This window comes from Rhodococcus sp. H-CA8f (assembly GCF_002501585.1).
In the GTDB taxonomy this organism is placed as follows: domain Bacteria; phylum Actinomycetota; class Actinomycetes; order Mycobacteriales; family Mycobacteriaceae; genus Rhodococcus_F; species Rhodococcus_F erythropolis.
The window spans coordinates 3,018,095-3,042,411 of record NZ_CP023720.1 but is presented as its reverse complement, the minus strand read 5'-3'; the positions used below and the strand labels follow the sequence as shown (position 1 = coordinate 3,042,411).

Below are 24,317 nucleotides of genomic sequence, written 5' to 3'. Positions count from 1 at the left end.
CGCTCAGAGGGTGTCAGTGAAATCCTGACCGGGCGCGTTGTCGCCGCCGGTGTCGGATTTCTCCGCAACCGGAGCCTTGGACTTGGACTTACGTCCGAACAATCCACTCGATTCGGCCTTGGGTTTGGTCGGATTGTCGAAAGCCTCGTTCAGATCGGACGGAGACGAGATGGAGGACGCTTCCTCGTCGGACAGTGCGCCCCAGTCTTCACCGGCTCGCTTGGCCTTACGTTTGTCGTTGAGGCGAGCGATCTGAACAGCGACCTCGAAGAGAAGCGTCAGGGCCAGCGCGAGCGCCAGCATCGAGAACGGATCCGAACCCGGCGTGGCGACTGCAGCAAATACGAAAAGCCCGAAGATCAATCCTCGACGCCAGGCCTTCAAACGCTCGTACGTCAGAATGCCGGCAAAGTTCAGCACGACGACGAGCAGTGGAATTTCGAAGCTGACACCGAAGATGAGCAGCAGGTTGATGATGAAGCCGAAGTACTCCGAACCACTGAGCGCGGTGATCTGGACGTTGTCACCGATGGTCAGGAGGAAGTGCAAAGCCTTCGCCACGACGAGGTACGCCAGGATCGCGCCGAGAATGAAGAGAGCGGCACCGGCGGTGACGAATCCGACCGCGTATCGACGTTCTTTGGCGTAGAGGCCCGGGGTGATGAATGCCCACAATTGGTAAAGCCACACCGGGCAGGCAAGAACGATGCCGGCGGTGAGCGCCACTTTGAATCGCAGCATGAACTGCTCGAACGGCCCGGTCGCCAGCAATCGGCACGCGTCGTCGGTGCTGAGGTTGGCGCGACTCTCGGACGGAAGCTCGCAGTACGGTCCACGAAGCAGATCGCCCAGACTCTCGAGACCGAGTATCGAGTGTGAGTACCAGAAGAAGCCGAACGCCGTGGTGATGATCACGCCGAGGAATGCGAACAACAAACGAGTCCGCAATTCGTACAGGTGGTCGACCAACGACATGGTGCCGTCTGGGTTGACCTTCCGCTTGCGGTTACGCGGATCTAACGGAATACGCACTGTGCATCCTGGTCTTGGTCAGCAGACAACCGGGGTGAACGAATATTTCACCCCGGCTAGAACGCAGTGTGTACTAGAGCGGCTTGACTTCGGTCGGCTGCGCAACAGGTGCTGCTGCACCGTTTGCGACCACCGCGGTGTTGGCCGTCGGCAACTGTGCCGGAGCAGGCTGTGCGACCGGCGCGCTTGCGGGCGCCGCATCGTCGTTCTGCATTTCCTTGACTTCGCTCTTGAAGATGCGGAGTGAACGACCCAGACCGCGTGCTGCATCGGGAAGCTTCTTCGACCCGAACAGAATTACGACGACAACAGCGACAATCAGCCAATGCATCGGCTGCATTGCACCCATAACGACCTCCCATGATCAGATTCCTCGATGCTACCGGACACAACCGGCGCTCGGAGGTGTCAAAGCACTTACTTCAGCTACCTTTTACCTGTTTGTTTCCTGCGAACCCACTGAACGCGGAGTTTCCCCAACTTTTACGAACCGATTACGTCGTAGGCGTCGAGTGCCGCAACGGCCCGATCATGGACTTCGGAGACCAGTTCCGGCGGATGAAGGACCCGAACTCCCTCACCGAATCCCAACACCAGCCTTGCCATCCATTCGAGTGTTCCGAAACTCATCGTCGCCTCGACCGACCCGTCGTCGTTCACGTGCTCGACGTCCATCGGGTAGTAGTCGAGCATCCACACCCACTCTTTGGTGATGAACAACCGTGCTTCCGGAAGGGAACCGTCGCCGCTGAACAACTCGAGATTCGAATCTTCCTCGAGGGCCTGCGGCGGCGGGTCGGCGGGCTCGTCGAGTTGGACGGCGGCATCGATCCGATCGAATCGGAACAACCGCACACCCTCGGCCTGACGGCACCAGGCCTGGAGGTAGCTGTAGTTGTCGACCAACACGATACGAACGGGATCGACGATGCGCTCGGAGACCGCGTCACGCGAGGCCGAATAATACGTCAATCGCAGGGCGGTCTTGTCTGCGAGCGCGGCTCTGACCGTCGCGGCGATCGGGTCTTCGGCGATGTCCGGCGCCGGCGATGTATCCCGGTCCTGACCGATAGCTCGTGCCGCGGCCGAGCCTGCTGCGTCCTCGATCTTCGCGATAGCGCGCTGGGCCGACGACGGATCGACCATGCCCGGCATTTCCACCAACGACCGAAGGGCGATCAGCAATGCCGTCGCTTCGGTAGAGGTGAGGCGCAGCGGGCGATCGATCCCGGCCGAGAACGTGACCTCGATACTTTCCTCGGAGAAGGACAGGTCGATGAGATCGCCGGGACCGTACCCGGGCAGTCCGCACACCCACAGCTGATTCAGATCGGTCATCAGTTGAGTCGTGCTGACGCCGAGTTCCTCGGCCGCCTCGGCGGGACTGATGCCCGGATTCGCGATGAAGTACGGCACGAGGTTGAGCAGCCGTGCCAACCGCGATGACAGTCGATTGCTCATCAGTTGTCCCCCTGTCCGTCATTGCTGGTGGCCAGGCTCGCCGCGGCGGCGCGAAGCTTCGCGACGACCTCAGCACGCAAATCCGGTGGGTCCAACACCAGTGCATCCAAACCGTGACCGGCGATCAACCGAGCGGTCCATTCCCAGGATCGGACGGGAATGGCCAGCACGCTGCCATCACGATCGGTCAGCCGCCGATCGGACGACGACGTCGCAAGCCGCCGAAGCTCATGTGCGCGGCCGTCGGCGACCCAGACCGTGGCGGTTCCGGTGACGACTCCCGATCCGGTCACGCGGTCGACGACCTCGCGAAGATCAACACCTTCGGGTTTGTGAACCGAACCGGCCGGGCCGAACTCCCTGACATCGTCACCGATCCGGGAGAGCCGGAAGGTCCTCACCGCATCACGGTCGACGTCGTGCCCGACCAGATACCACTTGCCGTTGTGCGTGACTACGCCCCACGGCTCGACGGTGCGCTCGGTGAACGGTTCGTTCAACGCGCCGCGGTGCTGAAAATGAACTGCTCGTCCGGCGTCGACGGCTGCAAGCAGCTTGCCGAGCGCGGGCTCCGAACCGCGGGTGCGCGCGGGAATCGCCGTGACCGGCGCGGCACTGACTTCTGAGTCGACCTGGACGCCGGCCGCTCGGAGTTTGAGTAGTGCACTCTGGGCTGCCGAAATCAGTTCCGGCGACTCCCACAACTGCACGGCGACAGCAACCGCAGCAGATTCCTCGCTGGTGAGGTCCACGTCCGGAAGCTCATAAGCGTTGCGATTGATCCGATAACCCTCGACCGTCGAGAACCGTCCTGCCAGACCGGTTTCCAACGGGACACCCAGGTCACGAAGTTCGTTCTTGTCGCGTTCGAACATGCGACTGAACGCTTCGTAGTTCGCGGAATCGTTGTACCCGGCCACACTGTCGCGGATTTTCTCCGCCGTGAGGAACTGTCTGGTGGACAGCAATGCGATCACCAGGTTCATCAACCGCTCGATTTTTGATGTCGCCACGCCGAAATCCTAGTGGCTATCCGATAACCGAACGCGCGCCGGACACTTTCGTGCCCGGCGCGTCGCCGCAAAACAGACCTGCCGTGTTGTCAATCGTGAAAATGGGTGACCTACATCGAAGCGATCAAACGCTCGACACGCTCGTCGACGGAACGGAACGGATCCTTGCACAGCACCGTTCTCTGCGCCTGGTCGTTGAGCTTGAGGTGAACCCAGTCGACCGTGAAGTCCCTGCCTGCGGCCTGGGCTGCAGTGATGAAGTCGCCTCGCAATTTGGCGCGCGTGGTCTGCGGCGGATTCTCGACGGCATCGTCGATCGTCTCGTCCTCGGTGACCCGCTTGACCAAGCCCTTGCGCTGCAGCACGTCGAAGACACCCCGGCCGCGTTTGATGTCGTGGTACGCCAAGTCGAGCTGCGCGATCTTGGGATCGGACAGGTCGAAACCGTGACGGTCCTGGTAACGCTGGAACAGCTTGCGCTTGATGACCCAGTCGATCTCCGTGTCGACCTTCGCAAAATCCTGAGCTTCGACGGCATCGAGGGTGCGACCCCACAGGTCGACTACCTGCTCGACCTGCGGGTCCGGTTCGCGGTTACGCAGGTGTTCGACTGCCTTGGCGTGGTATTCGCGTTGAATATCGAGGGCACTGGCCTGACGACCACCAGCTAGACGGACAGGCTTTTTACCCGTCACGTCGTGGCTGACCTCGCGGATGGCACGAATCGGGTTGTCCAAAGCGAAATCGCGGAACGAAACCCCGGCTTCGATCATCTCGAGCACGAGTGCTGCAGAACCGACCTTGAGCATCGTCGTTGTTTCGGCCATGTTCGAATCGCCGACGATCACGTGCAGTCGGCGGTACTTCTCGGCGTCGGCATGCGGTTCGTCGCGGGTGTTGATGATCGGACGCGAGCGAGTGGTCGCCGACGAGACACCTTCCCAGATGTGTTCCGCGCGCTGCGAGAGGCAGAACGTCGCGGCCTTGGGAGTCTGCAGCACCTTGCCGGCGCCGCAGATCAACTGGCGCGTGACGAGGAACGGCAACAAGACATCCGAAATGCGGGAGAACTCACCGGCGCGCGCGACGAGAAAGTTCTCGTGGCATCCGTACGAGTTTCCGGCCGAGTCGGTGTTGTTCTTGAAGAGGTAGATGTCGCCGCCGATCCCCTCCTCGGCGAGTCTCGCCTCGGCGTCGATCAGCAGTTCTTCGAGCACTCGCTCACCGGCACGGTCGTGATTGACCAACTGGATGAGGCTGTCGCACTCTGCGGTCGCGTACTCCGGGTGCGAACCCACATCCAGGTACAAGCGGGCTCCGTTACGGAGGAAGACATTGGAGCTGCGACCCCACGACACGACACGACGGAAGAGGTAACGAGCAACCTCGTCGGGGCTCAGTCGCCTGTGCCCGTGAAAGGTGCAGGTAACGCCGAATTCCGTCTCGATACCCATGATTCGTCTCTGCACACTTCGACACTACAACCAGAATGCCAGGTTCACCCGTGTACTTCGATCGCGTCGTAAGTCACGACTCGACAACGTCGGGCGGCGGCATAGTGTGACGGTGTGAGCCTTATTCGCCGAAAAGTTGTCCGAAGCGACGTCAAAGTCATGGAAAGCACTGGAGCACTGCGCCCTTCCGTGCTCGACCCGACCATGCGGTTTCTCTCCAGAGCTGCCGATCACGGCGTTTTGTGGATGGTTGTCGCAGCCTTGCTCGCGATGATCGGTGGCCGCCCCAGGAGGGCAGCGGCACGTGGGATGCTCGCGCTGGCAGGTTCGAGCGCGCTGGCCAACGGCATACTCAAGCCCCTCTTCCCCCGCCGGCGCCCACCGGCGCGTGTCTGGCTGAGCCCGAAGCGAGGCGTCGACATTCCGACGTCGTCCTCGTTCCCCTCCGGGCATTCGTCTTCGGCCGCGGCATTCACCGCGGCAGTGGCCATGGAGTCCCCGGCGGCGGGCGCCGCACTCGCACCACTGGCCGCAGCAGTGGCGTACTCACGCGTTCACAACGGAGTGCACTGGCCGTCCGACGTCTTCGCAGGCCTCGCGGTCGGCGGCGCAATCGCTGCCGGCACGCGTCGTTGGTGGGCGGTGCGGGACGAAGAACCCGCCGAACTCGGACCCGAGTGCGTGGTTCCCGCGCTCGCGCGCGGAGAAGGCTTGTTGGTCTTCACCAATCCTGGTTCAGGCTCCGAGGACGACGGGATCGTGGAATCGATTCGAGAACTGCTACCGGAGGCCATCGTCTACGAGTTCGACGCGGACATCGACTTCGACATGCAGATCGATGCCAAGATCCCCGAACTCTCGCCGAAAGCGTTAGGAGTATGCGGCGGCGACGGAACAGTGGTCACGGTCGCGACCGCGGCGACAAAGCACGAGCTACCACTTGCCGTCTTTCCCGGCGGAACGTTGAACCATTTCGCCCGCGACGTCGGGGCGGTGAATGTCGAGGAGACCGCACAGGCAGTCGAGTCCGGTCAGGCGGCATTTGTCGACCACGCGGTGGTGCGCACGGATTCCGGAGTGACTGCACGGTTTCTCAACACAGCCAGCCTGGGCGGATACCCGGACGCTGTGCGTCTGAGGGAAAAGTGGGAACCGCGTTTCGGTAAGTGGCCGGCCGCTGGTGCTGCAATGATCCGGGTTCTCGCAGCGGCAGAGCCGATGACTGTCACCATCGACGGGAAGCGGACCACCATCTGGATGCTGTTCGTCGGAAACGGGCGATACTCCCCCGCTGATCAGGTGCCGATGTCGCGTCCGGAGATGAACCGTGGACTGCTGGACGTCCGCTACTTGCGCGCGGACAAGAAGTTCTCGCGTTCACGCCTGCTGTTTGCTGCTGCCACAGGAACATTGGGCAGCTCGCGGGTCTACGTTCGCGAACTCGTGTCCTCGATGTCGGTTCGAGTGGCCGATTCACCGGTAGCCATCGCCACCGACGGTGAAGTGGTGGCAGACGCGCGCCGGTTCGATTTCGACACCGAACCGGGCGCGGTGGCCGTCTACAGAATCACTCAGTAACTCCAGACCTGCAGTAACTCCCAGACCGACGCAGCAACTACGAGGGTGCGTCGCCGTTTGCCGGCGGCGCGTCCTCAGTTGCTGCCGGAGTTGGAAGCATCTCTTCCAATGCCGAACCAGCGATTCTTTTGAACGCACGGCGTGGACGGTTGCTGTCGAGAACGGCAACCTCGAGTGCACTCACATCGAGTGTTCGCGGTTCCGCCTCAGTAGTTCCGGCCGGCGCCGGACCGCCCTTTTGAAGCGCCCCAACCGCGAGCCGCACCGCGGATTCGAGGTCGAGGTCTCGCTGGTAGGACTCGCGCATCGCCGTCACGATCGGTTCGGTTGTACCGCCCATGACCACGAATTCCTGCTCGTCCGCGATGGAACCGTCGTACGTGATCCGGTAGAGCTGAGCCGGCGTACTACTCCCGAAACGGCCGATCTCGGCAACGCAGATCTCGACCTCGTACGGCTTGGGCTGCTCGGTGAAGATCGTTCCCAAGGTCTGTGCGTACGCATTGGCGAGGGAACGCCCCGTGACGTCCCGACGGTCGTACGAGTACCCACGCATGTCGGCGTGGACGATGCCCGCGCGGCGCAGATTCTCGAACTCGTTGTACTTGCCCACTGCCGCAAATCCGAGACGGTCGTACAGTTCACTGACCTTGTGCAGCGCCCTCGACGGGTTCTCGGCGACAAAGAGCACTCCGTCGCGGTAGGTGAGAACGACGACGCTGCGTCCGCGGGCAATTCCCTTGCGCGCCAATTCCGAACGATCGCGCATGATCTGTTCGGCTGATGCGTAGTACGGCATCGTCATAGCGCAGACTCCCCTTCCGGACTCGCTGTCGCAGTACGAGCCGCGACGATCTCCCTTGCGATCTCGGCAGCCTTGGCCGTCGACAACTCCACGGCACCGGCCGAGGTGATGGTGACCGCTGTCGGATAGATCCCGCGTGTCAGATCAGGACCACCGGTAGCCGAATCGTCATCTGCCGCGTCGTACAGCGCCTCGACTGCGAACCGAAGCGCGGTGTCCTCGTCGATTCCCGGGGAATACAGCTTCTTGAGCGCCGATTTCGCGAACAGGGAACCGGATCCGACTGCGTGATAGCCCGCGCGCTCCTCGTATCGCCCACCGACGACGTCGTAGGAGACGATGCGACCTGCCCTCGACGGATCGACCGCGTCCAGGTCGTAACCCACGAGCAATGGCACGACCGCCAAACCTTGCATCGCTGCTCCGAGATTTCCTCGAACCATCGACGAAAGTCGATTAGCCTTGCCGTCGAACGTGAGTGGGACGCCTTCGATCTTCTCGTAATGTTCGAGCTCGACCGCGAAGAGCCGGACCAGTTCGATTGCGATCCCGGCCGTACCGGCGATACCCGCAGCCGAGTAGTCGTCCGTGACGTACACCTTCTGCACGTCACGGCTGGCGATGAGGTTGCCCATCGTCGCTCGGCGATCACCCGCGAGCAGAACTCCACCCGCATAGCTGATCGCGACGATGGTGGTGCCGTGCGGAGCTACGTCTCCCCCGCCCATGACAACACCTCCTGTGTCGGCGAAGCGGTTCTGCGGAAGATGCTCCGGTGCATGCACCCGAAGGTATTCCGAGAATGACGACAGATTCGAGCCGAAGCTCAACCGTGTGTCCCCGTCGGTGATCCGGGGCGCGCGATCCACCGTCACTGGCCGCCCTTCTGGACATAGGCACGGACGAAGTCCTCGGCGTTCTCTTCCAACACGTCGTCGATCTCGTCGAGCAGGTCGTCGGTTTCTGCAGCGAGCTTCTCACGACGTTCCTGGCCGGCACTGCCGTCGCCACCAGTGGTTTCGTCGTCTTCGCCGCCACCGGCACGCTGCGTCTGTTCTTGAGCCATCGCCGTCGACCTCCTTGTGTGAAGGGAGCTCTCGCGAGCATCCTGTTCGGCCCAGCAGAGTCGGTAACTGATCCCGCTCGGACCTTCACCCTACCGAGCGGCACCGTCAGGTGTGGAGAGACGCGACGGCGAGCCGCATCGGCTGTTTCAGTGAGTGAGCTGATCAACCAGTTCCGCGGCGCTGTCAACGGAGTCGAGCAACGCTCCGACGTGCGCTTTGGTACCTCGAAGCGGCTCGAGGGTGGGGATGCGGATCAACGACTCGCCGCCGAGATCGAAGATGACCGAATCCCAGCTCGCGGCCGCGATATCGGCCCCGAATCGGCGTAAGCACTCGCCACGGAAGTATGCGCGAGTGTCGGTGGGAGGGTTCGTGACCGCGTCGAGAACCTGCTGTTCGGTGACAAGCCGCTCCATGGAGCCGCGAGCAACCAGACGGTTGTAGAGGCCCTTGTCGAGTCGCACGTCGGAGTACTGCAGATCCACCAGATGCAATCGCGGCGCCGACCACGCGAGTCCCTCACGATTGCGGAAACCTTCGAGCAGACGCAGTTTGGCCGGCCAGTCGAGGATGTTCGCGCACTCCATGGGATCACGCTCGAGGAGATCGAGAACCATCGCCCACTTGGCGACGATATCGTCCGCTCGCGGATCACGATCCGCCTCGCGATCGAGGAACTTCGAGACACGTTCGAGGTAAATACGTTGCAGCGCAAGCCCCGTCAGTTCACGACCGTCGGCCAGCGCAACGGTCTTGCGAAGAGTGGGGTCGTGGCTGATGTGGTGGACGGCGGTGACCGGACGTGCCAGTTGCAGATCGGTGAGGTCGACGCCCGCCTCGATCAGGTCGAGTACCAGCGCGGTTGTTCCCACCTTGAGGTAGGTCGACATCTCCGCGAGGTTCGCGTCACCGATGATGACGTGCAGCCGGCGGTACTTGTCCGCATCCGCGTGCGGTTCGTCGCGGGTGTTGATGATTCCGCGCTTGAGCGTGGTCTCGAGGCCTACTTCGACCTCGATGTAGTCGGATCGCTGCGAAAGCTGGAATCCGGCCTCGTCGCCGGACTGACCGAGACCCACACGACCGGAACCGCAGATCACCTGCCGCGACGCGAAGAACGGCGTCAAGCCGGTCACGATCGAGGCGAACGGGGTGTCACGCGAGCAGAGGTAGTTCTCGTGCGTGCCGTACGACGCACCCTTGCCGTCGACGTTGTTCTTGTACAACTGCAACCGTGGGGCACCCGGCACGCTGGAGGCGTGCCGCGCAGCTGCCTCCATCACTCGTTCGCCGGCCTTGTCCCAGATCACGGCATCGAGCGGGTCGGCGACCTCGGGGGCCGAATACTCCGGATGGGCGTGGTCGACGTACAACCGTGCCCCGTTGGTGAGAATCATGTTCGCGGCGCCGATCTCGTCAGCGTCGATGACCGGTGCGGGCCCGCTCATTCGCCCCAGATCGAAGCCTCGGGCATCTCGCAGCGGAGATTCGACCTCGTAATCCCAGCGTGTGCGCTTGGCCCGTGGCACGCCCGCTGCGGCGGCGTAGGCAAGCACCGCCTGGGTTGAAGTGAGAATCGGATTCGCCGACGGCTCACTGGGTGAAGATATTCCGTATTCGACCTCGACACCGATGATCCGCTGCATGACACAAGAGCCTATGTGATTGCGGCGCGGCACCCACAGGCGTGGCACAGTTGGAGGAATGCACCAACCTCTCACCGCAGACCTGAATCCCGCGGACGAGGTAGTCGCCGTGTACGACCGGACGGGTAATCCGATCGGCCGAGCACCACGTTCCGTCGTCTACTCGGGTGGGCTCTGGCACGCGAGTGCGGGCGTCCTGGTTCGCACCGGGGACGGCTCCCGCATCTACGTCCATCGCCGAACCGATACAAAAGCGGTGTTCGGGGGCTATCACGACTGTCTTGCCGGAGGTGTCGTTGATCCAGGTGAGACGCCGCAGGAAACCGCGATCCGTGAAGTCGGTGAAGAACTCGGAATCTTCGGAACAGCAGATCAGCCACTCCAACTGACGGAGATCGCTCGAATCTCCTGGGACGGCGAGTGGAACAACTCTCCGTTGCGCTGTCACCTGTTTGCGTTCGAACTCAGATACGACGGGCCGATGGCACATCAACCCAGCGAGATCGCCGAAGGTTGGTGGTGGACGCCGAAAGAACTCGGCGCCCACCTGCAGGACCCGTCGTGGCCGTTCGTTCCGGACTCACGCGCGCTGCTGGCCGACTATTGCTGGAGCTGAACACTGCTGGAGCTGAACACTGCTGCGACTGAACACTGCTGCGACCGTGATCAGCCCGGGGTGATCGCCGAGAGCCAAGCAGCAAACGCGCTGGGGTTGCGGGTCTGCGCGAGAACGCGTCCTGGGCCGGTGAAGTCGAAGACAAATCCTTCACCGGACTTCATCGACTGAATGGTGCGCCCCTGAACGGCGCGCCGCATGTTGAAGTTCATCCCGAGGTCGTAGGCGACCACGTGACCGGTATCGATCGTGACCGTCTCGCCTGGCTGCAAGTCGATGACGTCGATCGCGCCGTAGACGGCCAGCACTACTTCACCGTCGCCACTTGCCCGCAGACCGAATCCACCCTCACCGCCGAAGAGGTTGGACATGCCTCCCCACTTGGACTCGACGGTCACGCCGTAGGAGTTGGCCAACCAGGTTCCACGGTTGAGGAAGAACGGGCGATCGGACGTGATGGTCAGTGGGATCAGATCGCCGGGAAGCACGCCGGTCACGTCGACCCAACCACCTTGCGGCGGAGCGGTATACGTCGTGACGAAAAACGACTCCCCACTGAGCATCGACCGCTTGAGTCCCTGCAGGACGCCGCCCTGCGCCTTCGCTTCGAGAACTACGCCGGCGGAATGCGCGAGCATTGCCCCGCTCTCCACGCGCAGCGGTTCGCCGGGCGCGAGGTAGCAGCGAGCGACAGTGGACGACGGATTGTGTCGAAGATGTATCTGCACGGCGGGACTCTAAACCAGCGCGACCGACCGGTCCAATCGCAACGGAGGGAACGGCAGCGACGCACAGATCGGGCCGACGACTCCCGTGGAGTGGCCGGCCCGATCGGTGTTCGTTTCGTTACAGGTACTGGCCCGTGTTCGACTCTGTGTCGATCGCGCGGCTGGCACTGGCGTTCTTACCGGTGACGAGAGTGCGGATGTAGACGATCCGTTCACCCTTCTTGCCCGAAATACGTGCCCAGTCATCAGGATTGGTGGTGTTGGGCAGATCCTCGTTCTCGGCGAACTCGTCGACGATGGAATCGAAGAGGTGCTGCACACGCAAGCCAGGAGCACCGGTGTCGAGTACCGACTTGATCGCGTACTTCTTGGCGCGGTCGACGATGTTCTGGATCATCGCACCCGAGTTGAAGTCCTTGAAGAACAGAACTTCCTTGTCGCCGTTGGCGTAGGTGACCTCGAGGAAACGATTCTCTTCGCTCTCCGCGTACATGCGATCGACGACGCGAACGATCATCGCCTTCAAGCATGCGGTGCGATCGCCACCGAACTCGGCAAGGTCGTCCGCATTGATCGGCAGACCGTCCACCAGGTACTTCGAGAAGATGTCCTGAGCGGATTCCGCGTCGGGGCGCTCGATCTTGATCTTCACGTCCAGTCGGCCGGGACGCAGGATGGCCGGGTCGATCATGTCCTCACGGTTGGAGGCGCCGATGACGATGACGTTCTCGAGCCCTTCCACGCCGTCGATCTCGCTGAGCAGCTGCGGAACGACCGTTGTCTCCACGTCGGAAGAGACTCCCGAACCACGGGTACGGAAGATCGAGTCCATCTCGTCGAAGAAGACGATCACCGGCGTCCCCTCGGACGCCTTCTCACGAGCACGCTGGAAGATCATCCGGATGTGACGCTCGGTTTCGCCGACGAACTTGTTCAGAAGTTCCGGGCCCTTGATGTTCAGGAAGTAGGACTTGGCGTCCTTGCTGTCCTGACCGCGAGCTTCGGCGATCTTCTTGGCCAACGAGTTGGCGACGGCCTTGGCGATGAGCGTCTTACCGCAACCAGGCGGACCGTAGAGCAGTACACCCTTCGGCGGCCTCAGCGAGTATTCGTGGAACAGGTCCTTGTGGAGGAACGGGAGTTCGACGGCATCACGGATCTGTTCGATCTGACGCCCGAGACCACCGATGTCGTCGTAGTGAACATCCGGAACTTCCTCGAGAACCAGATCTTCGACCTCGGCCTTCGGGATGCGCTCGAAGGCGTACCCGGCCTTGGTGTCGACGAGCAACGAGTCGCCCGGACGCAGTTTCCTGGTCGGAGAATCGGCGTCGTACGCGATGATGTCGGCTTCGGGGTCGGCGAAGACGGCTGCCAACGGTGCTGCGAGCCAGACGATGCGCTCTTCGTCGGCATGACCGACCACCAGTGCGCGCAAGCCGTCGTCGAGTACCTCACGGAGCGTGCTGATCTCACCGACCTGCTCGTAGGTGCCGGCCTCGACGATGGTGAGTGCCTCGTTGAGGCGCACCGTCTGTCCGAGGGCAAGGGTGTCCGTGTCGATGTTCGGTGAGCACGTCAATCGCATCTTGCGACCCGACGTGAACACGTCGACGGTCTTGTCCTCGTGTACCGAGAGAAGGACTCCGTAACCGCTCGGCGGCTGACCGAGTCTGTCGACTTCTTCACGAAGTGCGATGAGCTGCTGACGGGCCTCCTTGAGGGTGTCCATCAACTTGCTGTTTCGGATGGACAGCGAGTCCACCTTCGACTCCAGCTCACGCACCTGCTCCGGCGATTGTGCAAGTTGTCGGCGCAGTACTTGTGCTTCCACTCGTAGCGCGTGGAGTTCTTCTGCTGCCGCAACCGAATCCGGGTTCTCTGTCGAGCTCATGTGCGTCTCCTCCCAGTGCGATCCATCAACGCTACCGGCATAAGGCCCCAAGTGTCGCCAGACACGGTGCGCGAGTGCGAATTCACACGTGAGTACGGACCGTGCCGACTGGTCTCGAGCCAGGTTTTGGTCATGTTAGCCTTGCCTACAAGATGGAGACAGCGCCTGTCTCTCTTTACAACGAAAGGTAACGCTGTGATCATCCGCAAGACTCTCATCAGCGCTTGTGCCGTCGCTGCCGTCCTGACCATGGGCGCATGCAGCTCGGACGACAACAAGGATTCGACGGCTGCCAGCTCGACTTCGGTCGCCGCCTCGAGCACCACGGCCAAGGCCTCGGCTTCCGCCACGACGTCAGCTGCCGCTGCCGCAACGGCTCCGACGGCCGAGGAGCTCAACGCTTCGCTCGTCGCTCTGATCGATCCGGCCAAGCCGATCGAGGAGAAGACCGCTCTGGTGGTCGACGGAACCAAGCGTCAGGCCAACATCGAGACGATGAGTGCTGCGCTGGGCGGTAACCCGGCCTACGCGATCACGTTCAACGTGGACAACGTCAAGGTCGACGGTCAGACCGCAACCGCAGACGTCGCCGTCGTCAGCCCGCACGGCGCCGCACCCGCCACCCCGTGGACCTGGGAGCTCGAAGACGGCTCCTGGAAGCTGTCCGACACCTCGGCATGCGTGCTCCTGGAAATGGGCCGCGCTTCCTGCACCGCATAACTTCCAGCTACGACAAGAGCGGCGATCCGGAATCCGGATCGCCGCTCTTGTTGTTTTCGTGTGACTACTTGGCTGCCGTGTTCGAGCCCTTGCCCGCGCGCCGCTGCGGCTTCGGGGTGACCGTTCCTTCGGCCAGACGACGAGCGCTCACGAGGAACGCGGTGTGGCCCTGCATCCGATGCTCGGGACGCACCGCCAATCCGACGACGTGCCAACCGCGCACGATCGATTCCCACGACCGTGGCTCGGTCCAGCATTCCTGCTCACGCATCGCTTCGACGACCTTCGAGAGCTGAGTAACGGTCGCGACGTAGACGATCAACACGCCGCCTGGCACGAGCGCCTTCGAGACGGCGGGCAGGACGTCCCATGGAGCCAGCATGTCGAGTACGACGCGATCGACCTTGCCGCCGTGCGCTTCCGGATCGAACTCCGCCAGATCGGCGATGGTCAGTTCCCAGTTCGGCGGACGTTCACCGAAAAAGGTCTCGACGTTGCGAACCGCGTGTTCGGCATGATCGTCGCGGACCTCGTAGGAGATGACCTTGCCCTCGGGTCCGACGGCACGCAGTAGTGAACACGTCAGTGCGCCGGAGCCGGCTCCGGCTTCGAGCACGCGTGCTCCTGGAAACACGTCGCCTTCGTGGACGATCTGAGCTGCGTCCTTCGGGTAGATGACCTGTGCACCGCGCGGCATGGACAGCACGTAGTCGACCAGTAGCGGACGCAGGGCGAGATAGGGCGTGCCGTTGACCGACTTGACGACGCTGCCCTCGTCGGCGCCGATCAAATCGTTGTGAACGATTCCGCCCTTGTGGGTGTGGTACTCGCGGTTCGCCTCGAGGACGATCGTGTAGTGGCGTCCCTTGCCGTCGGTCAGCTGGACCCGGTCGCCGACGCGAAACGGCCCCGACGGCCGCTTGCCCGGCGCAGTGAGATCAGCTTCCGGAAGCTCTTGTTCGGGAATCTCGGCGACAGCGGACTGCACAACCTCATCCACTTCGGTCGTGCCTTCTTCTGGTTGCAGCTCGTTCGCCATGCGCAGATGATCCCTGTTCGCTTGTTTCCGGTGTCCTCGCCACCGGCTCCGACGGAGTTGTCGGACCAACCGCATAGCCTGCCAGGTGTGAGCTCTGTCGAATTGCCAACCCCCACTCCAACGGGTGCAACATCACAGGAGCGCCCGCGTAGTCGGCCGGCGCTCTCTCCTTCGCGTGCGGGTGACTACAAGCAATGCCCCCTGCTCTACCGGTTCCGAGCGGTCGACAGAATTCCGGAAACACCTACCAGAGCCCAGGTCAGAGGCACCGTCGTCCATGCGGCCTTGGAAGCGCTTTTTGCACTCCCGACCGGTCACCGGGTTCCCGATCGCGCAGCCGAACTCGTCCGTCCCGCGTGGGAACGTGTCAGTGCCGAGTCTCCCGAGGCAGCTGATCTGATTCCGGAAGACGAGCTGGACGCGTTTCTCGGCGAAGTCGGCAAGCTCGTCGCGACGTACTACACGCTCGAAGATCCCACTCGATTCGATGCCGAGGCGTGCGAGGTCTACGTCGAGACCGAGTTGGAGAACGGCGTTCGACTCCGCGGCTTCGTCGACCGGATAGACGTTGCACCTACCGGTGAGGTGAGGGTGGTCGACTACAAGACCGGAAAGGCACCCCGCGAGTTCACCGAGTCCAAAGCGCTCTTCCAGATGAAGTTCTACGCGCTCGTATTACTGCGCACTCGCGGAATCGTTCCCGCGCAACTGCGCCTGATCTATCTGGCCTCCGGCTCGATTCTCACGTACGCCCCGGATCACGACGAGCTCATTCGATTCGAGCGGACCCTCTCCGCCATTTGGAAGGCGATCCTCGCGGCAGGTGCGACCGGAGACTTCAGACCCAAGCCTGGCAAACTGTGCGACTGGTGCGATCACAAGTCACTGTGCCCCTCGTTCGGCGGAACACCACCGCCGTATCCAGGTTGGCCGGACCTGCTGAGCACCGAACCTGTTGCTGCAAAGGAGAATTCATAACATGACGGACAGTTCGTACTACCGCTACCTCGGAACCACGGAGGAAGGGCACGAGCGGTTCGCGAGCACGCAGGCGACTGTCAGCATCTGGGGCCCGACACTGCAGCACGGTGCTCCCCCGTCGGCGCTGTTGGTACGAGCCCTCGAGCGGTGCGGTGCGCGCGACGAAACCCGTCTGACGCGCGTCGTCGTCGAGATTCTCGGGCCCATTCCGATTGCCGACCTCGAAGTCCGGTCGTGGATCGAACGCCCCGGTCGCCGAATCGAATTGATCGTCGCCGAGCTGTGGGCAACCACCGCCGACGGATCTGCCCGCGCGGTTGCGCGCGGTACGGCATGGCGGATGGAGACCGTCGATACCGGCGAGGTCGTCCACGTAGTCGATCCCCCGCTCGAACCCCGTGACAGCGGCACCCCGGGCGTTCTCGAGGGTCTCTGGAGCGTCGGCTACCTCAAGACCCTCGACTGGTCCTGGATTGCTCCGATCGGGTGCGCGGGAACCGGGAAGGTATGGGCGCGCCCCAAGCCCGAGCTGGTCGAGGGCGAGAAGATGTCTGCCCTCGAGCGTTTGTTCGCGGTGGCCGACATCTCCAACGGCGTCGGCGCCAAGCTCGACCCGGAGCACTGGACGTTCCTCAACACCGATCTCACGGTGCATATCTTCCGTGTGCCCGAGGGCGAGTGGGTCGGTGTCGCCGCCGAAACCACGACCGGTCCGGACGGCGTCGGCATGTGTGCGGGAGTGCTCTACGACGAGCAGGGTGCCGTCGGCCGTATCGCGCAGACTTTGCAGATTCGCGCCCGTTCCTGATTTCCAGGAACGGGCGCGAATGCGCGTAAATCTATTCAGACAGTGATCAGAAAGCGCGTACCGAGCGGATGTTCGACGCGAGGATGGCCTTGGCGCCGAGTTCCGCCAAGGCATCCATCACCTGGTTGTGTCCCTTGATCGGAACCATCGCGCGAACCGCGACCCAGTCGGGGTCAGCCAACGGCGAGAGGGTCGGCGACTCCATACCCGGAGTCATCTTGATGGCGTCGTCGAGGATGGTGCGCGGGCAGTCGTAGTCGATCATCAGATTCTGCTGCGCGAAGACAATTCCGCGTACGCGTTCGATGAGCTGGTTGCGTGCGGGATCGTCCTGCGGAGCGCCGGTGCGCTCGATCAGGACACCTTCAGAATCGCAGAGCGATTCACCGAAAGCCACGAGGTTGTGTTGGCGGAGAGTACGCCCCGACCCGACCACGTCGGCGATCGCGTCGGCGACACCGAGCTGAATCGAAATCTCCACTGCTCCGTCGAGACGGATGACGGTGGCGTCGAGTCCACGATCTGTGAGGTCCTTGCGGACAAGGTTCGGGTACGACGTCGCAATGCGCAGGCCGGACAGATCCTCAACGGCCCAGTCCTTGCCTGCCGGTGCTGCGTAGCGGAACGACGAACGGCCGAAGCCCAGTGACAGACGCTCGGATACGGGAGCGCCCGAGTCGCCGGCGAGATCACGACCAGTGATGCCGAGATCCAGCTCACCGGAGCCGACGTAGATCGCAATGTCCTTGGGACGCAAGAAGAAGAACTCGACCTGGTTGGCAGGATCGAGGACCGTCAGATCACGGGAATCGGTGCGTCGACGGTAGCCGGCCTCGCTGAGAATTTCGGCGGCGGACTCGGACAGTGAGCCTTTGTTGGGAACTGCTACGCGCAGCATGGTGGATGTCCTTTCGGAAGGTGTGGGTGACGGGAGACGACATGAATCGGAAGCCCTGGACGAGCGAGATGGCGAACATCTCGCTGGTCAGCTCCGATCACAGATGTCGGTACACGTCCTCGAGGGTCAGTCCGCGACCGACCATCAACACCTGCGTCCAGTACAGCAGCTGGGAAATTTCCTCGGCTAGCTGCTCATCGCTCTGGTATTCCGCAGCGATCCACACTTCACCGGCTTCCTCGATGACCTTTTTGCCCTGAGCATGCACACCGGCGTCGAGGGCGGCGACAGTGCCGGACCCCTCGGGGCGAGTAGCAGCACGCTCGGTCAATTCGGCGAACAAGGATTCGAAGGTCTTCACGGGTACACATTCTTTCACGAGGACGGAAGCGGTTTGCACACGCCCACGAACAGCGGTGTTCACAGGCCTGCGTCGAGGCTGCGCGAACTCACGAACCTGCGAGTCTGCCCGGTGATCGGATCCGGGTATTCCAACGCCCGCGCCAACAATCGCAACGGAGTCGAGAAGTCGCCGGGCACCGAGGGAAGGTACTCGGGGTAGTAATTGTCACCGACGATCGGGACGCCCAGCGAGTTGAGGTGCAGCCGAAGCTGATGGGTACGGCCGGTCCGTGGGAGCAACCTGTATCGGCCGAGAGTCCGGCCGGCCGAGTCGGTGATCGTCTCGATCAGTTCGATCGAAGTCTCACTGTTCGGCTCGCCATCGATCTCGGTAGCCGTCATCTCGCCGTGAACTTTGTTGATGCGGCTACGCACCGTGCGGGGGAAAGTCAGTTCCGGATCGAACCCTGCAATCGCCTCGTATTCCTTGACGATCCGCTGCTCGGCAAAAAGTTCCTGGTACGGCCGTCGTAGGTCCGGTGTCACCGTGAACACGATGACGCCCGCCGTCATTCGGTCGAGGCGATGAACGGGCGCAAGATCCGGAAGATCCAGATCACGACGCAGTCGCACGACGGCGCTTTCGACGATGTGCGCTCCCCGTGGAATGGTCGCCAGGAAGTGCGGTTTGTCGATCACGAGAATGGAGTCGTCGCGGTACAAGATCTCGATCTCGTGCGGAACCGGAATCTCGGGGGCCGGCTCGCGGTAGAAGTACACGAAACGGGTCGGCTGATAGGGCGTTCGGCTCGTGATCTTCCGCCCGTGCTCGTCGACGACGTCTCCGGCATTCACGAGGTCCGCCCACAGGTCCCGCTCCCCCGGGTGCTCGCCGATCAGATGCTCGAGGACGGTATGCGCCGACGACTCCGCCGGCATCCGCAACCGGTCGGGTCCGAGACCGTTTCGGATCGGCAACGGAGCCTTGGGCACTGCTCAGTCCTGCTCGAGGTCTGGTGAACAACTCTCGCAGAGCAATTCGAGGGTGCGGCCGTCGCCGTCGATCCGATTGCGGTACCGCGGTGTCGGAGTACCACAATCGACACACACGCCGAGTGTCTTGGCTTCGGATGAGAACTCGATGTTCATCCGCTTGTCGAACACGTACAGGGAGCCGTCCCAGAGGCCCCGGTCGCCGAAAGTCTCGCCGTAACGGACGATTCCGCCGTCCAACTGGTAGACCTCGTCGAAGCCACGTGAGCGCATCAGCGAAGACAACACCTCACAGCGCACTCCGCCAGTACAGTACGTGACTACGGCTTTGCCCTTGAGATGGTCGTATTTTCCACTGTCGAGTTCGTCGACGAAATCGCGGGTGGTGGCGACGTCCGGAACTACCGCATCCCGGAAGCGGCCGATCTCGGCTTCGAAGGCGTTGCGGCCGTCGAAGAACACAACGTCGTCACCGCGACTGTCGACGAGTTCGTGTAGTTCCTTGGGCGCCAGATGAACTCCGCCACCGACAACACCGTTCTCGTCGACTTTCAGCTCGTCGGGGGCTCCGAACGTCACGATCTCCGAGCGAGCCTTGACGCTGAGGCGAGGGAAGTCGTTTCCGAGTCCGTCCGACCACTTGATGTCAGCGGTACGGAACGGCTCGTAGCCACGCGTTCCGCGGACGTATCGCTTGACATCCTCGATGTCTCCGCCGACCGTCGCATTGATTCCGTGAGGCGAGACGATGATTCGGCCCGTCAGGTTGTTGGACTCGGCCAGGCTGTGCTGCCACAGCTTGATAGCTTCCGGGTCCGCCAACGGCGTGAACTGGTAGAACAGAACAATTTTCGGAATAGCCACAGCAAATCCCGCCTAACGTGCCGCGCTCGAGTGAACGTCGTGAAGATCGTGAATGGACAAGTCCACCAGAGACTCTCGAAACACGCGTCCAGGGCCGGCCGGGACATCGACCTCACACGGAACGACGAGCACCGCGCAACCCGCGGCGCTTGCCGACGCAGTACCGGTCGGCGAGTCCTCGATGGCGAGGCACTGCGCCGGCTCGAGTCCGAGTAGATGCGCTCCGCGCAGGTACGGATCCGCCGCCGGTTTTCCGTTGGGAACCTCGTCGCCGCACACCGAGTGGTCGAAGAATTCACGGCCGAGCATGCCGAGTGCCCGATCGACCAGTACTCGCTCGGTGTTGGTGACCAGCGCAGAACGCAGACCACCGTCACGCACGGTCGCCAGTGCATCGCGAGCACCCGGCCGCCAGGTCACGCCGTCCTCGAACAGATCGCCGACGCGGGTGTACATCCAGTCCTTCGCCTCGGCGACGGCATCGGGATGCTTCTCCAGGCCGAGCGCGTCGAACACCGTCGCCAGAGCGAAGGGGCTCGACGCACCGATGACGGCGATGCGTGTCGCTTCCGTCATCGGTCCGCCCAGGCGTAGGGACAACTCACGAAGCGCGATGTCCCACAGCTTCTCCGAATCGAGCAGGGTGCCGTCCATGTCCCACAGGACACCACCGAGGGTCGATTCGGATACCTCGGTCAACAACTCAGACATTGAAATACTTTGCTTCCGGGTGGTGCAGGACAAAAGCGTCCGTGGACTGCTCGGGATGCAGCTGCAGTTCTTCGGACAATTCGACGCCGATTCGCTCGGGTTCGAGCAACGCCACCAACTTGGCACGATCCTCGAGGTCCGGGCACGCGCCGTATCCGAACGAGTAACGAGCGCCGCGGTACTCGAGATCGAAGTAGCCGGCAACCTCGGTCGGGTCCTGCTCCGCGACGGTATGCCCCTCGGGAAGCACAAGCTCTTCACGAACGCGTCGATGCCAGTACTCGGCCAGAGATTCCGTGAGCTGGACGCCGATTCCGTGAACTTCGAGGTAATCACGGTACGAGTTCGACGCGAACAACTCGTTGGCGAAGTCCGCGATCGGCTGACCCATCGTCACCAACTGGAACGGAAGAACGTCCACCTGGCCGGTCGCTTCTGCTTCCTTACGCGAGCGCACGAAGTCAGCGATGCACAGGAAACGGTCGCGATGCTGACGCGGGTAGGTGAACCGGAACCGTTCAGGTGCATCCGGTTTCGGTTCGGTGAGCACGATGACGTCATCGCCCTCCGAGATCGCCGGGAAGTAGCCGTACACAACCGCGGCGTGCGCGAGAATGCCCTCGGACGTCAGCCGATCGAGCCAGTACCGGAGCCGCGGACGGCCTTCCGACTCGACCAGTTCCTCGTACGTCGGACCGTCGCCCTTGCGCTGACCGCGAAGGCCCCACTGGCCGAGGAAGAGAGCGCGCTCGTCGAGCAGCCCCGAGTACTCGGACAGAGAGATTCCCTTGACGATGCGCGAGCCCCAGAACGGCGGTGTCGGCACCGCAATGTCGGTAGCGACATCGGAACGCTCCGGCAGGACGACGGGAACCGCTGCAGCTTTACGCTTTTCGGCGATGCGCTTGGAACGCTCGTGACGAGCCTTACGCTCGGCAGCCTTCTCGCGAGCAGCGATGGCCTCTGGGCTGTCCGGCGCCGGGCCGCCGCCGCGCTTGGTCGTCATGATCTGGTCCATCAAGTTCAGACCCTCGAAAGCGTCGCGGGCATAGCTGACGTCGCCCTCGTACACCTCCTGCAGATCGTTCTCGACGTACGAACGCGTCAGCGCGGCACCACCCAGCAAAACCGGGAACTGTTCCGAGACACCGCGAGAGTTCAGTTCCTTGAGGTTGTCCTTCATGACCACTGTCGACTTCACGAGCAGTCCGGACATGCCGATGACATCGGCCTTGTGCTCGATCGCAGCATCGAGAATGGTCGCGATGGGCTGCTTGATGCCGAGGTTCACGACGTCGTAACCGTTGTTACTCAAGATGATGTCGACAAGGTTCTTACCGATATCGTGGACGTCGCCCTTGACCGTCGCAATGACGAGGCGGCCCTTGCCGTCGTCGTCCGTCGCTTCCATGTGCGGCTCGAGGAACGCAACTGCTGCCTTCATGACCTCGGCGGACTGCAGAACGAACGGCAACTGCATCTGTCCGGAACCGAACAGTTCACCGACGGTCTTCATGCCCGAAAGCAGTGTCTCGTTGATGATTTCGATCGGGGACTTGACCGTCATCGCTTCGGTGAGATCGTCGTCGAGGCCGTTGCGCTCGCCGTCGACGATGCGACGCTCGAGCCGGTCGAACAACGGAAGTCCGGCGAGTTCCTGCGCACGGGACTCGCGCGCCGACGCAGCCGAGACACCCTCGAACAGAGCCATCAGCTTCTGCAGCGGGTCGTAGCCCTCGCTACGACGGTCGTAGACCAGGTCGAGTGCGGTTTCACGCTGCTCGTCCGGAATTCGCGCCATCGGCAGAATCTTGGACGCGTGAACGATCGCCGTGTCCAGACCGGCCTCGGTGCACTCGTGCAGGAACACCGAGTTGAGGACCTGACGTGCCGCCGGGTTCAAACCGAACGAAATGTTCGAGATACCCAGGGTGAAGTGCAGTTCCGGGTACGCAGCCTTGAGCTGACGGATGGCTTCGATGGTCTCGATGCCGTCGCGTCGCACCTCTTCCTGACCGGTGGAGATGGGGAAGGTCAAGGCGTCGACGATGATATCGGACTCGGCGAGTCCCCAGTTTCCCTTGATGTCCTCGATCAGACGCTTGGCGATGGCGACCTTGGTCTCGGCGGTGCGAGCCTGGCCCTCTTCGTCGATGGTCAGGGCGACGACTGCCGCGCCGTGCTCCTTGACCAACGTCATGATCTTGTGAAAACGCGATTCGGGGCCGGCGCCGTCCTCGTAGTTGACGGAGTTGACAGCGCAGCGGCCACCGAGGTGTTCGAGACCGGCCTGCAACACGGCAGGCTCGGTGGAGTCGAGCATGATCGGCAGCGTCGAGGACGTCGCCAGACGGCTGGCCAGTTCCGACATGTCGGCGGCACCGTCGCGGCCCACGTAGTCGACGTTGAGGTCGAGCATGTGTGCGCCGTCGCGGGTCTGGTCCTTGGCGATGTCCAGGCACTTCTGGTAGTCCGCGGAGAGCATTGCCTCACGGAAAGCCTTGGAGCCGTTGGAGTTCGTGCGTTCACCGATCATCAGGATGCTGGCGTCCTGCTCGAACGGCACCGCCGAGTACAGCGAAGAGGTACTCGGCTCGTGGATCGGGGTGCGCTGGGCCTTCTCGACCTGACGGACCGCGTCGGCGACCGCGCTGATGTGCTCGGGTGTCGTACCGCAGCAGCCGCCTACGAGGCCGAGTCCGAACTCGGAAACGAAACCACTGAGGGCTTCGGCCAATTCGTCGGCGGTCAGCGGGTACTCGGCGCCCTTGGGGCCGAGCTGCGGCAGACCGGCATTGGGCATGACCGACACCGGCAGCGTCGAGTACTTGGACAGGTGCCGGAGATGTTCGCTCATCTCGGCCGGCCCGGTGGCACAGTTCAGGCCGATCATGTCGATACCGAGTGGCTCGAGTGCCGTCAGCGCCGCACCGATCTCACTGCCCAGGAGCATCGTTCCAGTTGTCTCTACCGTCACGTGCGTGATGATCGGCAACCGCAGTCCGAGTTGCTCCATCGCGCGCTGACTGCCGAGAATGGCCGCCTTCACCTGAAGCAGGTCCTGGCAGGTTTCGACGAGGATGGCGTCGGCGCCACCGTCGATCATGCCGAGCGCAGCTTCGGTGTACGCGTCACGAAGGACTGCGTACGGTGCGTGTCCGAGGCTGGGGAGCTTGGTTCCCGGTCCCATCGAGCCGAGTACGAATCGGGCCATGCCGTCGCGGCCTGGTCCCATCTCGTCCGCTACTTCACGGGCGAGAGCAGTGCCTTTTTCCGCGAGTTCGCGGATCCGGTGAGAGATGTCGTAGTCGGCGAGGTTGGGCAGGTTGCAACCGAAGGTGTTGGTCTCGACGGCATCGGCACCAGCGGCGAAGTACGCACGGTGGATGTCTTTGAGCACGTCGGGACGGGTGTCGTTGAGGATCTCATTGCACCCCTCGAGGCCGAGGAAGTCGTCCAGGGTGAGGTCCGCGGCCTGCAACATGGTGCCCATCGCTCCGTCGCCGATGACAACGCGCTGTTTCAGCGCATCAAGCAGGGCAGAGTTAAATGGGGCAGACATGCCGTCCAGAGTAGTGGGCGCACCGACAAGCTCTGGCCGTAGGCTGGGTGGGTGAGTCCAAGTGAGTTCCCCGTCACTCCCGACGGCCCGGTCGATTTCGACGAT

At 62.6% G+C, this 24,317-nt stretch carries 23 protein-coding genes; 5 read left to right on the top strand and 18 right to left on the bottom strand.

The features are described from left to right. Positions 1–3: 3 nt before the first annotated feature. The 5 genes from tatC to pafA form a co-directional block, all read right to left on the bottom strand. A complete protein-coding gene (gene tatC / locus CPI83_RS14230; protein ID WP_019748510.1) occupies positions 4–1,032 on the bottom strand; it encodes a twin-arginine translocase subunit TatC in 1,029 nt (342 codons plus the stop codon). A gap of 73 nt (positions 1,033–1,105) precedes the next feature. Beyond that, entirely contained in the window at positions 1,106–1,381 is a 276-nt protein-coding gene (gene tatA, locus CPI83_RS14225; protein ID WP_003944836.1) for a Sec-independent protein translocase subunit TatA, read from the bottom strand. A gap of 134 nt (positions 1,382–1,515) precedes the next feature. Continuing rightward, the gene (locus CPI83_RS14220; RefSeq protein WP_021344321.1) at positions 1,516–2,493 is read right to left on the bottom strand and encodes a YafY family protein; all 978 of its coding nucleotides are present in this window, start codon (positions 2,491–2,493) and stop codon (positions 1,516–1,518) included. Then, positions 2,493–3,506, bottom strand: coding sequence for a YafY family protein (locus tag CPI83_RS14215; RefSeq protein ID WP_046378583.1), 1,014 nt, complete (start codon positions 3,504–3,506; stop codon positions 2,493–2,495). The genes CPI83_RS14220 and CPI83_RS14215 overlap by 1 nt, the downstream gene beginning before the upstream one ends. A gap of 110 nt (positions 3,507–3,616) precedes the next feature. Next, positions 3,617–4,975: a Pup--protein ligase gene (gene pafA, locus CPI83_RS14210; protein ID WP_007729869.1), complete on the bottom strand. Its 1,359-nt coding sequence runs from the start codon at positions 4,973–4,975 to the stop codon at positions 3,617–3,619. Between the two features lie 144 nt (positions 4,976–5,119). Here pafA and CPI83_RS14205 point away from each other — a divergent pair, with 144 nt between their 5' ends. Next, positions 5,120–6,538 (top strand): phosphatase PAP2 family protein, encoded by a 1,419-nt coding sequence (locus tag CPI83_RS14205; RefSeq protein WP_021344323.1) that lies wholly within the window; start codon positions 5,120–5,122, stop codon positions 6,536–6,538. Positions 6,539–6,575: 37 nt separating this feature from the next. Here CPI83_RS14205 and prcA read toward each other — a convergent pair whose 3' ends face one another. From prcA to dop, 4 genes are all read right to left on the bottom strand, one after another. Continuing rightward, complete coding sequence (gene prcA, locus CPI83_RS14200; protein ID WP_019748514.1) at positions 6,576–7,343, bottom strand: proteasome subunit alpha; 768 nt, start codon at positions 7,341–7,343, stop codon at positions 6,576–6,578. Then, positions 7,340–8,218, bottom strand: a complete 879-nt coding sequence (gene prcB, locus CPI83_RS14195; RefSeq protein WP_019748515.1) for a proteasome subunit beta — start codon at positions 8,216–8,218, stop codon at positions 7,340–7,342. The genes prcA and prcB overlap by 4 nt, the downstream gene beginning before the upstream one ends. After that, positions 8,215–8,409 (bottom strand): ubiquitin-like protein Pup, encoded by a 195-nt coding sequence (locus CPI83_RS14190; protein WP_003944925.1) that lies wholly within the window; start codon positions 8,407–8,409, stop codon positions 8,215–8,217. The genes prcB and CPI83_RS14190 overlap by 4 nt, the downstream gene beginning before the upstream one ends. A gap of 147 nt (positions 8,410–8,556) precedes the next feature. Further along, positions 8,557–10,056: a depupylase/deamidase Dop gene (gene dop, locus CPI83_RS14185; protein ID WP_019748516.1), complete on the bottom strand. Its 1,500-nt coding sequence runs from the start codon at positions 10,054–10,056 to the stop codon at positions 8,557–8,559. Between the two features lie 58 nt (positions 10,057–10,114). Between dop and CPI83_RS14180 the strand changes: the two genes are divergently transcribed. Further along, on the top strand, positions 10,115–10,672 hold the full coding sequence (locus CPI83_RS14180) for an NUDIX domain-containing protein (RefSeq protein ID WP_020969670.1): 558 nt from the start codon (positions 10,115–10,117) through the stop codon (positions 10,670–10,672). Positions 10,673–10,722: 50 nt separating this feature from the next. Here CPI83_RS14180 and CPI83_RS14175 read toward each other — a convergent pair whose 3' ends face one another. Together CPI83_RS14175 and arc are read right to left on the bottom strand one after the other, a co-directional pair. Next, complete coding sequence (locus tag CPI83_RS14175; RefSeq protein ID WP_003944961.1) at positions 10,723–11,400, bottom strand: TIGR00266 family protein; 678 nt, start codon at positions 11,398–11,400, stop codon at positions 10,723–10,725. Positions 11,401–11,518: 118 nt separating this feature from the next. Further along, positions 11,519–13,294 carry a proteasome ATPase gene (arc, locus tag CPI83_RS14170; RefSeq protein WP_003944870.1) on the bottom strand — a complete coding sequence of 592 codons (1,776 nt, stop codon included), beginning with the start codon at positions 13,292–13,294 and terminating at the stop codon, positions 11,519–11,521. A 195-nt stretch (positions 13,295–13,489) separates the two neighbouring features. On the opposite strand from arc, the gene CPI83_RS14165 reads away from it, so the two are divergent. After that, a complete protein-coding gene (locus CPI83_RS14165) occupies positions 13,490–14,014 on the top strand; it encodes a hypothetical protein (RefSeq protein WP_020907811.1) in 525 nt (174 codons plus the stop codon). A gap of 64 nt (positions 14,015–14,078) precedes the next feature. On the opposite strand, the gene CPI83_RS14160 is transcribed toward CPI83_RS14165, so the two are convergent. Further along, positions 14,079–15,002 carry a tRNA (adenine-N1)-methyltransferase gene (locus CPI83_RS14160; protein WP_007729892.1) on the bottom strand — a complete coding sequence of 308 codons (924 nt, stop codon included), beginning with the start codon at positions 15,000–15,002 and terminating at the stop codon, positions 14,079–14,081. Here CPI83_RS14160 and CPI83_RS14155 point away from each other — a divergent pair. Both CPI83_RS14155 and CPI83_RS14150 read left to right on the top strand, forming a co-directional pair. Then, positions 14,970–16,031 carry a RecB family exonuclease gene (locus CPI83_RS14155; protein WP_031333396.1) on the top strand — a complete coding sequence of 354 codons (1,062 nt, stop codon included), beginning with the start codon at positions 14,970–14,972 and terminating at the stop codon, positions 16,029–16,031. The two genes, CPI83_RS14160 and CPI83_RS14155, sit on opposite strands and share 33 nt — an antisense overlap. A 1-nt stretch (position 16,032) precedes the next feature. Then, positions 16,033–16,842, top strand: coding sequence for a thioesterase family protein (locus tag CPI83_RS14150; RefSeq protein ID WP_097387355.1), 810 nt, complete (start codon positions 16,033–16,035; stop codon positions 16,840–16,842). Positions 16,843–16,888: 46 nt separating this feature from the next. Here CPI83_RS14150 and hisG read toward each other — a convergent pair whose 3' ends face one another. From hisG to metH, 6 genes are all read right to left on the bottom strand, one after another. Continuing rightward, positions 16,889–17,740: an ATP phosphoribosyltransferase gene (gene hisG, locus CPI83_RS14145; protein WP_003944905.1), complete on the bottom strand. Its 852-nt coding sequence runs from the start codon at positions 17,738–17,740 to the stop codon at positions 16,889–16,891. A gap of 97 nt (positions 17,741–17,837) precedes the next feature. Then, the gene (locus CPI83_RS14140) at positions 17,838–18,119 is read right to left on the bottom strand and encodes a phosphoribosyl-ATP diphosphatase (RefSeq protein ID WP_020907813.1); all 282 of its coding nucleotides are present in this window, start codon (positions 18,117–18,119) and stop codon (positions 17,838–17,840) included. Between the two features lie 41 nt (positions 18,120–18,160). Further along, a complete protein-coding gene (locus tag CPI83_RS14135) occupies positions 18,161–19,075 on the bottom strand; it encodes a pseudouridine synthase (protein WP_021333490.1) in 915 nt (304 codons plus the stop codon). Between the two features lie 3 nt (positions 19,076–19,078). Continuing rightward, positions 19,079–19,939: a rhodanese-related sulfurtransferase gene (locus CPI83_RS14130; protein ID WP_003944828.1), complete on the bottom strand. Its 861-nt coding sequence runs from the start codon at positions 19,937–19,939 to the stop codon at positions 19,079–19,081. 12 nt (positions 19,940–19,951) lie between these two features. Beyond that, complete coding sequence (locus tag CPI83_RS14125) at positions 19,952–20,650, bottom strand: HAD family phosphatase (RefSeq protein WP_003944849.1); 699 nt, start codon at positions 20,648–20,650, stop codon at positions 19,952–19,954. Continuing rightward, a complete protein-coding gene (gene metH / locus CPI83_RS14120) occupies positions 20,643–24,212 on the bottom strand; it encodes a methionine synthase (RefSeq protein ID WP_020907816.1) in 3,570 nt (1,189 codons plus the stop codon). Before metH ends, CPI83_RS14125 begins: the two co-directional genes overlap by 8 nt. Positions 24,213–24,317: the final 105 nt, after the last annotated feature.

Coding starts and splice junctions, on each gene's coding strand:
- tatA (WP_003944836.1), bottom strand. CDS start 1,381: ATGGGTGCAATGCAGCCGATGCATTGGCTGATTGTCGCTGTTGTCGTC.
- CPI83_RS14220 (WP_021344321.1), bottom strand. CDS start 2,493: ATGAGCAATCGACTGTCATCGCGGTTGGCACGGCTGCTCAACCTCGTG.
- CPI83_RS14205 (WP_021344323.1), top strand. CDS start 5,120: ATGGAAAGCACTGGAGCACTGCGCCCTTCCGTGCTCGACCCGACCATG.
- prcA (WP_019748514.1), bottom strand. CDS start 7,343: ATGACGATGCCGTACTACGCATCAGCCGAACAGATCATGCGCGATCGT.
- CPI83_RS14190 (WP_003944925.1), bottom strand. CDS start 8,409: ATGGCTCAAGAACAGACGCAGCGTGCCGGTGGCGGCGAAGACGACGAA.
- dop (WP_019748516.1), bottom strand. CDS start 10,056: ATGCAGCGGATCATCGGTGTCGAGGTCGAATACGGAATATCTTCACCC.
- CPI83_RS14180 (WP_020969670.1), top strand. CDS start 10,115: ATGCACCAACCTCTCACCGCAGACCTGAATCCCGCGGACGAGGTAGTC.
- arc (WP_003944870.1), bottom strand. CDS start 13,294: ATGAGCTCGACAGAGAACCCGGATTCGGTTGCGGCAGCAGAAGAACTC.
- CPI83_RS14150 (WP_097387355.1), top strand. CDS start 16,033: ATGACGGACAGTTCGTACTACCGCTACCTCGGAACCACGGAGGAAGGG.
- hisG (WP_003944905.1), bottom strand. CDS start 17,740: ATGCTGCGCGTAGCAGTTCCCAACAAAGGCTCACTGTCCGAGTCCGCC.
- CPI83_RS14125 (WP_003944849.1), bottom strand. CDS start 20,650: ATGTCTGAGTTGTTGACCGAGGTATCCGAATCGACCCTCGGTGGTGTC.
- metH (WP_020907816.1), bottom strand. CDS start 24,212: ATGTCTGCCCCATTTAACTCTGCCCTGCTTGATGCGCTGAAACAGCGC.